Genomic DNA, 9,695 nt, shown 5'->3' on the forward strand with positions numbered 1-9,695 from the left:
GCTTTCCTGGCGGGCCGGTATGTGTAACAGACTTCACCCCGGCCCTTACGTTCACAGTGATCGCTCTGGCTCGTCCTCGCTGGACAGGGCGCCAGTGTCAGCGGTTTCGAGCACTGCGTAGGCGCTGCTGCAGAACAGCGAGTTCAAGCGCTTCATATCGGCGATCAGTTCCAGGTGCAGCGAGCTGGTCTCGATACTTTGCACGACCTTCTGCCGCAGGCGGCTGACATGGGCATGTGCCAAGCGTCGCTCCTGCGCGCGAAAACGGCGTTTCTCGCGCAACAACTGCCGTGCGCTTTCCGGGTCGCCGCTGAGGAATACCGAAAGCCCCAGACGCAGGTTTGACTGCAACTGGATCTGCAGGTCGGCCAGCTCTTCCAGGCCGACCTCAGAGAACGAACGACGATGCGCGGTCTTCTGCTGCTGAATCTTGCGCAGCATGCGTTCGATCAGGCCGCTGGCCAGTTCGAGGTTGATGGTCAGCTCGATAATCTCGGCCCAGCGACGATTATCGTGCTCGCCGAGGTCTTCACGCGGCATCTGCGCCAGGTACAGCTTGATCGCGCTGTAGAGCGCTTCGACATCATCATTCAGGCGGCGTACTTCCTGTGTGACTGCCGTTTGCGTACCGCGCAGCACCGCCAACATTGAGCCGAGCATGCTCTCGATCAGATCGCCCATACGCAGCGTTTCGCGTACGGCGTTGGCCAGAGCAAGGCTGGGCGTCGCCAGCGCGGCCAGGTCCAGATGACGAGGTTTGGCCAGGCCGCCGACCTCGTTCTGCTGCGGCAGCAAGGCTGCACACAGGTGCGCCATTGGTCCCACCGTGGGCAGCATGATCAGGCAACGCGTGGTGTTGTAGATCAAGTGAAAGCCGATGACCAGCTCCTGCGGCCGGAAGCCCAGCGTGTCGATCCATTCAACCAGCGGGTCAAGCACCGGGATGATCAGCAGCAGGCCGAGCAGTTTGTACAGCAGGCTGCCCAACGCAACCTGCCGGCCCGGGACGTTCTGCATGCTGGTGCTGAGAAAAGCCAACAGACCGCTGCCGATATTGGCGCCGATCACCAGGCCGATCGCGACCGGCAAGCCAATGACTTCGGTGCCTGCCAGCGTGGCAGTGAGCAGCACCGCTGCCAGGCTGGAATAGGAAATCAATGCGAACATAGCGCCCACCAGCGCATCCAGCAGCAGGTCGCCGGTCAGCGAGGCAAACAGCACTTTGACCCCCGCCGCCTGAGTGATGGGCGCAGCGGCTGCAACGATCAATTGCAGAGCCAGCACGATCAGGCCCAGACCGATACCGACCCGACCCAACTGCCCGGCACGGGTCTGCTTGCGCGACAGAAAAAACACCACGCCAAGGAAAATCAGCAGCGGTGACAGCCATGAAAGGTCGAACGTCAGCACGCGCGACATCAGCGCCGTACCTACATCGGCCCCGAGCATGATCACCAGCGCTGGCGTCAGCGTCATCAGGCCTTGGCCCACGAAAGACGTCACCAGCATGGCCGTGGCGTTGCTGCTCTGTACCAGGGCTGTGACCAGAATGCCGGCAATGAAGGCCAGTGGTCGTCTGGACATGTTCTGGCTGAGCAGACGGCGCAGTTGCGTTCCGTAAACACGAAGTATGCCAGTGCGCACGATATGCGTGCCCCAGATAAGCAGGGCAACGGCAGACAACAAATCGAGCAGGGTCAGCATGCAGAAAGCCCCCTGAGTTTTGCCCATTCAGGCGATAAAATTAAAGATGCAGCGTGTAGCGAGCGGGGATGGGTTTGTAGCGCTCCACTAAGCTTTAGTCGGCCTTTGGCCTTGGCGCCAGCATCGCACAGGGCGGGTTTCATTGAAATAAAAGTGTCATAAATCAGTATTTTGATGTCGCTTACTTGCACCTGACGTAGATACGCCACGAATTGTTCATGCCAATGCGCGCCTGCCGCCCAAGGGAGGCAAGCCGATTGCCGGGTCAATCCATTGTGAACGCGACGTTGGGGTCGAATTTCATCCCGACAGCCTTGGCGACGGTCATGCCCTTCTCATACGAAAAGGATTTATCCGCAGTGGGCTGAAAAAACTCGATGAAATCCAGGCTGCGGCGGCTGAAGACGAAACCGCCAATCAGCGGCTGATTGACCGCATAAAGGTGCGGACACAGCGCCATCATCGACGAAGCCGGTACGCCGATCAGATGTTCCTCAAGATCGCCGTCCTGCTGAGCATCTTGCGGGTAGAACCACAAAGGGGTGCTGATAAACAGGTAGGAATCAGGCCCCAGACTGGACAGCAGCGTCCGCACCAGCCACCGGGCAGTGTCAGCCGTCAGGTGCTCGACCACGTCCAGCAGGCAGATTATCCGGTACTGGGCCAGTCGCTCGGATGACAATTCCTGAGCCAGGCCATGCCAGATATTGCGGTAGGTGGCGTTTTCATACAGCTGCGAATTCTGGCAATTGGCTTCCCAGCCATCGATGCCGTCCACCGACCAGTGTGCAGTGTCCGGGTTTGATTTGATCAAAGCCCCCAGCGTACCGGAGCCAAACCCTATATCCAGCACTTCAACCTCGGCGCCCGGGTCTTTCAGGATATGGAAAATCATCGCCTTTGGAGAGACCGAATCACCTTCCACGTAGCCCGTTGCAGGGGGAAAGCCTTCGGTGGGCTGATAGTTTTCAACATATTGCTTCATGGTCGGAATCCTTGACGAGGTAATTGCGGTGGGCTGGATGAGGTATTCCGGGGATTCTGCTGAAACATCCGCGTCGGGTTCAGGCATCAGTCAATAAAGTGTAGGGGCTTTCAAAGAGTCGGCGTCTGGTGATGCGGGGTTATCGGAAATATCCGCTGATACAGCGGGTTATCGGCTGACTATTCAATTTCGTGAAAGCGCTAACCTGAGCTCAACTCGAACTCACTTGGCGAAATAAGGGCTGATGACGCGAGGCGTTGCTTGTGTCTCATTTGAGATACATGGTGACAAATCACTTATCAGCAGAGACGACTATGGCAACTCAGACACCCATGCTGCCTGCCGCTCGGCAATGGCCGCCCTGTTAACACCGACCATTGATATCCAGGCGAGCGGGCGCTCATGTCGGCGACCGCAATACGGCCGCCCATTGCACCCTGAACCCGGTTTACTCCGTACCGGCCGCACGACAGTGCTGAGCATTGGCAGGCTGATCAGATATGAGCACTCAACGAAACCGGTCAACCTCATTGCGCAACTCAGTCGCCAGGCCGTTCAGTTCCTGAGCGGTGATCGCGAGGTTGGACATCACCTGGCGTTGTTCGCTGTTGGCCATGGCGATGCTTTGCAAGTTGCTGCTGAGCATGGTCGCTGTGCTGCTTTGCTCCTGGGTCGCGGTGGTGATGGCTGCGAACTGATGGCCTGCCGAGCGGCTCTGTTCGTCGATCTGCGCCAGCGCAGAGGCCACTTTGGAGTTAAGCGCCAGGCCTTCCTGCATCAGGGTGTTGCCCTGTTGCATGGTGCTGATCGCGTTGCCGGTTTCCTGCTGGATGCTGGCGATCATGCCGGAGATTTCGTCAGTGGCTTCGCGCGTTCGTGACGCCAGGCTGCGAACTTCATCCGCCACCACGGCAAAGCCGCGGCCTTGTTCACCGGCACGTGCAGCCTCGATGGCGGCGTTGAGGGCGAGCAGGTTGGTCTGGTCGGCAATCGAGGTAATCACCCCGACGATACTGCCGATTTCCTGTGAACGCTGACCCAGTGTGTCGATGACCTTGGCCGTGCTGCCGAGAGAGGTCGCGATCTGTTGCAGCGATGAAGACGCTTCGTCCATCGAGGTCCGACCGATTCGGGTCTGTTGCGCATTTTCCTGCGCCAGACGCTCGGTATTGCCCATGTTGTCGGCAATGTTCATCGACGTGGCACTGAACTCCTCGACGGCACCAGCCATGCTGGTGATCTCGCCGGACTGTTGCTCCATACCCTCGAAAGCGCCACCGGACAGACCGGACAGTGCGTTGGCACGGCTGCTGACTTCCTGCGCGGCGATGCGGATGTGCGACACCATCGACGACAGTGCTTCACTCATCTTGTTGAAACTGCCGGACAACTGCCCGATTTCATCATTGCTGGTGACGTTGAGGCGAACGCTCAGGTCGCCGGCGCCCAGGGCATCTGCCTGACGGACCAGTTCCGACAGCGGCCGCAGCTTGCTGCGCAGCAGCCAGATGGCGCTGATGACTGCGATCAGCATGGCCAGCAGACTGCCTATAGCCAACTGGGTGCCCACGCTCCAGGTCACTTCGCTGATTTCATTGCGTGGCATGCTGGCAATGACTGTCCAGGGGCCACCGGCAAACGGTTGGCCTACGCTGTAATAGTCATCGCCACCTTCATCCCAGAACTGCGCCTTGCCTGGTTTGCTGGCCAGGTCCGCAACGGCTTTTGCGGCGCCTTCCGGAGATTTGACGCCCGCAGGCGGAACCAGCCAGGTGCCCTTGTCGTCCAGCAGGGCCAGCGAACCGGTGGAGCCGATACGGAAACTCTTCAGGTTGTCGAACTGGGTTTTCTGCGCATCGGTGTAATCGAAACCCACGAACAGTGCCGCAATGATTTTGCCGCTGCTGTCGCGAACCGGGCTGTACTGGGTCATGTAATAGCGATCGAACAGGACCGCTTTGCCGACGTAGCTCTGGCCGGCCATCAAGCGCTCATACGCTGCACCCTTGCGATCAAGCACGGTGCCGATGGCGCGAGTGCCATCCTGCTTGCTCAGGGAGGTGCTGATGCGGATGAAGTCGTCGCCGCTGCGCACGAAGATCGTGGCCACGCCTGCGGTCATCGAGCGAAATTCGTCGACTTCGGCAAAGTCATTGTTCAGCGCGGTATCGCCGGAATACAGGCTGGGGGTCTGCGTGCCCGCTACGTTAACCGGCTTGTCAGCCTGCAAACTCAGGCCTCCGGCGAAGCGCTTCTCGAACAATCCGCTCAAGCGCTGGGTACTGTCGCGCAGCGTGCTGTGGAACGTGTTGAGCTGATCGGCCAGCAGTCTGGCTTCGCTCGACATGTGTTCTTCGCGAATGACCAGATTGGATGCGTCCAGAGACCTCAAGGCAAATAGCGTACTGCCGCTGATGACAACTGCCAGGATCACTGCCAGAGCAATACCGAGTTGCGAGGCAATTCGGGTACGGGGCTTGGACATAGAGACTCCACGCCAAATGATTGGAGTCGCCGGGTCCGTGGCTTACCATTCAGCTGAATTAAGTTAAGGTTTTAAGCCGCCGCAGGGGCAGTCGTCAGGAAATGCTTCGGCTAGCAAGATCGTTACTTGAGCGCGAGGCGAGACATTAACAAATGATGGCAGTTCAATACTAAACAAATTTTCATTTCAGTATTTCAACTAACGGCAACTCCATGGCTTTCACTTCCGACTGAAGAAAATCACTGAGGCGCCGCAACCTCTCTGCACCGGGCCTTGTGCGCGGCCACACCAGATAATAGTTTTCGCCACTAAACACAGCTGTGCGCCAAGGAATACTCAAGCGCGATTGCGCCACGTCTTCGGCGACCATCAGCAGATCACCCATCGACACGCCATAGCCGCGTGCTGCGGCAATCATTCCCAGCTCGAGGGTGTCGAACACTTGCCCGCCCTTGAGCGACACCTGGTCTGCCAGGCCCATGCGGTTCAGCCAGGTGCGCCAGTCACGTCGGTCGGGCGTGGGGTGCAGCAACTCCGCCTTGGCCAGACGCTCGACGTCCCATGGCGGATCTTGCAGCAACGTCGGCGCACCCACGGGGATCAACAGCTCCGGGAACAGCAGGGTAGCTTCCCAATCCGATGGGAAGTGCCCATGACTGAGCAGGATCGCGCAGTCGAACGGCTCTTGGGCGAAGTCCACGGCATCGATGTCCATCCAGGCGCTGGTCAATTGCACCTCGTTGCCCACCTGCAGATGACGAAAGCGACTCAGACGGGCCAGCAGCCAGCGCATGGTCAGCGTAGAGGGCGCTTTCATGCGCAGAATGCCCTCTTCGGTCTGCAGGGTGCTGCAGGCCCGCTCCAGCGCCAGAAAGCCATCGCGTACACCGGGCAACAAGGCACGTGCCGACTCGGTAAGTTGCAAGTTGCGGCCATTACGCTGAAAAAGACGGCAGGCGAAATGCTCTTCCAAGGTGCGTATATGACGGCTTACTGCACTTTGGGTAATTGATAGTTCTTCAGCCGCGCGCGTGAACGAGGTATGTCGTGCGGCAGCTTCAAATGCCCTTAGTGCGTAAAGAGGAGGAAGATTACGGGACATGCATAGCGTCCTGCCGGCGATGGGCAGTCACTGTAACGCAAATCATCTCGCATGAGTTTTAGTCATGCTGAGCATCGCATTTATCGTTTTGTGCTTGCGCGCGTATCCACCCAGAATAGGCGTCCATCTGAACTCCGCCGTAGAGCATTGCCACCATGCAGCATCCCGCCCTCAAAGAACTCTGGATCATCCTGCGCCTGGCCGGGCCGCTGATCGCATCGCAAATGGCGCACATGCTGATGGTGTTCACCGACACGGTGATGATGGGCAAGATCGGACCGGAAGCGCTGGCGGGCGGCGGGCTGGGCGCTGCCACATACAGCTTCGTGTCGTTTTTCTGCGTCGGCGTGATGGCTGCGGTCGGTACGCTGGTTTCGATTCGGCATGGTGCCGGCGATGCAGAAGGCGCGACCCGCCTGACCCAGGCCGGATTGTGGCTGGCCTGGGGCATGGCGCTGATCGCTGCGTTGTTGCTGTGGAACCTTGAGCCGATCCTTTTGCAATTCGGGCAGGCCGAAGCCAATGTGCATATGGCAGCTCAATTTTTGATCACCCTGCCCCTCGCCCTGCCCGGCTTGCTCAGCTTCATGGCCTTGCGTGGTTTCACCAGCGCTCTGGGGCGTGCAGGGCCGGTCATGGCCATCAGCCTGGCTGGCGCGGCAGCAAACTTCGTTCTCAATTACGCGATGATCCATCAATGGCTCGGCCTGCCCAATCTGGGGCTGATGGGGATCGGGCTGGTCACAGCCATCGTGACCAACTGCATGGCGCTGGCCCTGGCCCTGCATATCAAAAGGCATCCGGCCTACGCGGCTTACCCGATCAGCAAAGGGCTCTCGAAACTGTCGCGCAGTCACCTGAAAGAGCTGTGGCGCTTGGGCCTGCCGATTGGCGGGACATACGCGGTGGAAGTCGGCCTGTTCACATTTGCAGCGTTCTGCATGGGCGCAATGGGCAGCACGCAGATGGCAGCGCACCAGATCGCCCTGCAAACGGTGTCTATGGCGTTCATGGTTCCAGTGGGAATGTCTTACGCGGTGACCATGCGTATCGGCCAGCATTACGGTGCAGGCAACCTGGAGATGGTGCGCATGGCTGGCCGTCTGGGCATCGGTTTTGGCGGTGCCGTGATGCTGATGTTCGGGATGCTGTTCTGGCTGGCACCGCATCTGGTCATCGGCCTGTTTCTGGATATCGACGACCCGGCGTTCGCTGAGATTGTCGTGCTGGCCGCCAAACTGCTGGCCATTGCAGCGTTGTTCGAGTTCTTCGACGGCACCCAGACGATTGCCATGGGCGCGATTCGCGGGCTCAAGGATGCACGCACGACCTTTCTGATCGGTCTGGGCTGTTACTGGCTGATCGCCGCGCCTGCCGCCTGGGTACTCGGCTTCTCTACCGACGCTGGCGCATCAGGCGTCTGGTGGGGGCTGGCGCTGGGCCTGTTCTGTTCGGCAGTGGCGCTGACGTATGCGTTTGAATGGAAGACCGCCCGCCTGTTGCGGCGGCAGGCCGCAGGGCTGCTTGTGTCGGGCTGACCTGGCGCCTGCTCAGGCGGAGGTCAAAGCTTCTGTGTGTGAGGCTTCCGAGTACAGATAGGTCATCAGTTCATCCAGCGGCAGTGGCCTGCTCAGCAAATAGCCCTGCACCTGATCGCAACCGAAACTGCGCAGCAACTCCAGTTGCCCGACGGTTTCGACGCCTTCGGCAACCACTTCCAGGTTCAGGTTGTGCGCCAGATTGATCATCGCGTTGACCAGCTTGCGGTTTTCTTCGCGTGTTTCCATCTGGCTGACAAAACCCATGTCGATCTTGAGCAGCGCGATGGGCAGGCTGTTGAGGTGCATGAACGATGAATAGCCAGTGCCGAAGTCGTCCAGCGAGAACCGCACGCCCAGCCGTCGCAATGCTTCCATGGTCTGTCTGACCTGGTCACTGCGCCGCATGATTGCGGTTTCGGTCAGCTCGAATTCCAGCCAGCGCGCGTCAACACTGTGTTGCTCTATGAGGCGGCTCAATGTCGGCAATAACTGGCTGTCCTGAAACTGCCTGAACGACAGGTTGATCGCCATGTGCAGCGGCGCAAAGCCCTGCTCGCGCAACGTCTGCATGTCGCGCAGGGCGCGCAAGATAACCCAGTAACCGAGCGGCACGATCAGGCCGCTCTGCTCGGCCAGCGGCACGAACTCGCTGGGCGCCAGTAGCCCGCGCTCCTGGTGACGCCAGCGCACCAGCGCTTCCAGGCCGACCACGCGGCCGCTGCTCAGGCACAGTCGCGGTTGGTAATGCAGCTCCATCTCGTCACGGCGCAAGGCACGACGTAGCTCGCCTTCCAGGTCGGCGAGGCTGCGAGCATTGCGGTTGATGCGCTCGTCGAACAGGTGGAACGTGCAGCCCTGGATGCTCTTGGCCTGACGCATCGCAATATGTGCGTGCCACATCAGCGGGTCGGCTTCGAGACGGCTCTGCGAGTGGGCAATGCCCAGGCTGCAACCCAGCAGCAGGCTTTCGCCATCGATCCAGTAAGGCTCTGCCAGAACGTCGGTAATGCGTTCGGCCAGTTGCAGGGCGCGTGCGGGTGTGGCTTGGGTATCGATCAGCAGAGCGAATTCGTCGCCGCCGAGTCGGGCGATCTGATCACCGGCGTCCAGCTGGTTTTTCAGGCGCGCCACCACTTGCAGAATCAGCCGGTCACCGGCCTGATGCCCCAGCGAGTCGTTGGCGCGGCGGAAGTTGTCCAGGTCCAGATGCCCCATCGCCAGGTTGCCACCCTCGGCCAGACGGGTGGCCAGCTGGGCCTGAAAACCCTGGCGGTTGGCGATGCCGGTCAAGGGGTCCTGACCTGCCAGGCGACGCAAGGTGTCTTCCAGGCTGCTGCGCTCATGCACATAACGCAGGCAACGGCGCAGTACATCGCCGGTCAGCGTGTCGCGCACCAGCCAGTCGCAGACACCGCTCGGCGCGACCAGCGGTTCCTCTTCCAGCAGCACTACGGTGGGTAGCAGGCAAGCGCCGGTTCTGGGCTGCAGGTCGGGTGTGGTCAGCAGGACGGTATTGCGTTCATCACCGTACCGGGCACTGAAAACGTCCCAGTTCGCGCCATGCAGCAGTGTGATGTTACCGCTCGGTGCGGCGACGCAACCGTTCAGGAGCGCCTGCCAGAAAGGCTCGTGTGCCAATAAAAGCAATCGCAGGGGTTCGACAGGTGTAGGCAATCTAACTTCCTAAGCACAAAGGAAAAACCGGTGGCCACGCTCTCGCGGGAGCCCAACAGATACACGTATCGTCGCGTCGCGGCGCAAATGTAACAAAACCAGAAAAATTAGATAGCGGTCACTGCCCGTCGCGATGATCGCTGCACAAACCTGTGGGCCTGTTAAAATGCCCGACCTTTTTCGCAGACGACCCCTCTTACCGCC

The 9,695-nt window shown here is 59.7% G+C and carries 6 protein-coding genes; 1 reads left to right on the forward strand and 5 read right to left on the reverse strand.

Features of this window, described 5'->3' with window-relative positions:
* Window positions 1-51: 51 nt before the first annotated feature.
* The 4 genes from I9H09_RS25920 to I9H09_RS25935 form a co-directional block, all read right to left on the reverse strand.
* Window positions 52-1,704 carry a Na/Pi cotransporter family protein gene (locus I9H09_RS25920; protein WP_122324874.1) on the reverse strand — a complete coding sequence of 551 codons (1,653 nt, stop codon included), beginning with the start codon at window positions 1,702-1,704 and terminating at the stop codon, window positions 52-54.
* Between the two features lie 265 nt (window positions 1,705-1,969).
* Window positions 1,970-2,689, reverse strand: coding sequence for a class I SAM-dependent methyltransferase (locus I9H09_RS25925; protein WP_005894610.1), 720 nt, complete (start codon window positions 2,687-2,689; stop codon window positions 1,970-1,972).
* A gap of 508 nt (window positions 2,690-3,197) precedes the next feature.
* On the reverse strand, window positions 3,198-5,174 hold the full coding sequence (locus tag I9H09_RS25930; protein ID WP_122347419.1) for a methyl-accepting chemotaxis protein: 1,977 nt from the start codon (window positions 5,172-5,174) through the stop codon (window positions 3,198-3,200).
* Between the two features lie 181 nt (window positions 5,175-5,355).
* Window positions 5,356-6,276, reverse strand: a complete 921-nt coding sequence (locus tag I9H09_RS25935; RefSeq protein ID WP_024691102.1) for a LysR substrate-binding domain-containing protein — start codon at window positions 6,274-6,276, stop codon at window positions 5,356-5,358.
* A 155-nt stretch (window positions 6,277-6,431) separates the two neighbouring features.
* Between I9H09_RS25935 and I9H09_RS25940 the strand changes: the two genes are divergently transcribed.
* Entirely contained in the window at window positions 6,432-7,814 is a 1,383-nt protein-coding gene (locus I9H09_RS25940) for a NorM family multidrug efflux MATE transporter (protein ID WP_122347418.1), read from the forward strand.
* A 12-nt stretch (window positions 7,815-7,826) separates the two neighbouring features.
* Here the strand turns inward: I9H09_RS25940 and I9H09_RS25945 are convergent, their stop codons facing one another.
* A complete protein-coding gene (locus I9H09_RS25945; RefSeq protein WP_024671125.1) occupies window positions 7,827-9,491 on the reverse strand; it encodes a putative bifunctional diguanylate cyclase/phosphodiesterase in 1,665 nt (554 codons plus the stop codon).
* Window positions 9,492-9,695: the final 204 nt, after the last annotated feature.

The organism is Pseudomonas tremae, assembly GCF_023278125.1.
GTDB classification, from domain to species: Bacteria; Pseudomonadota; Gammaproteobacteria; order Pseudomonadales; family Pseudomonadaceae; genus Aquipseudomonas; species Aquipseudomonas tremae.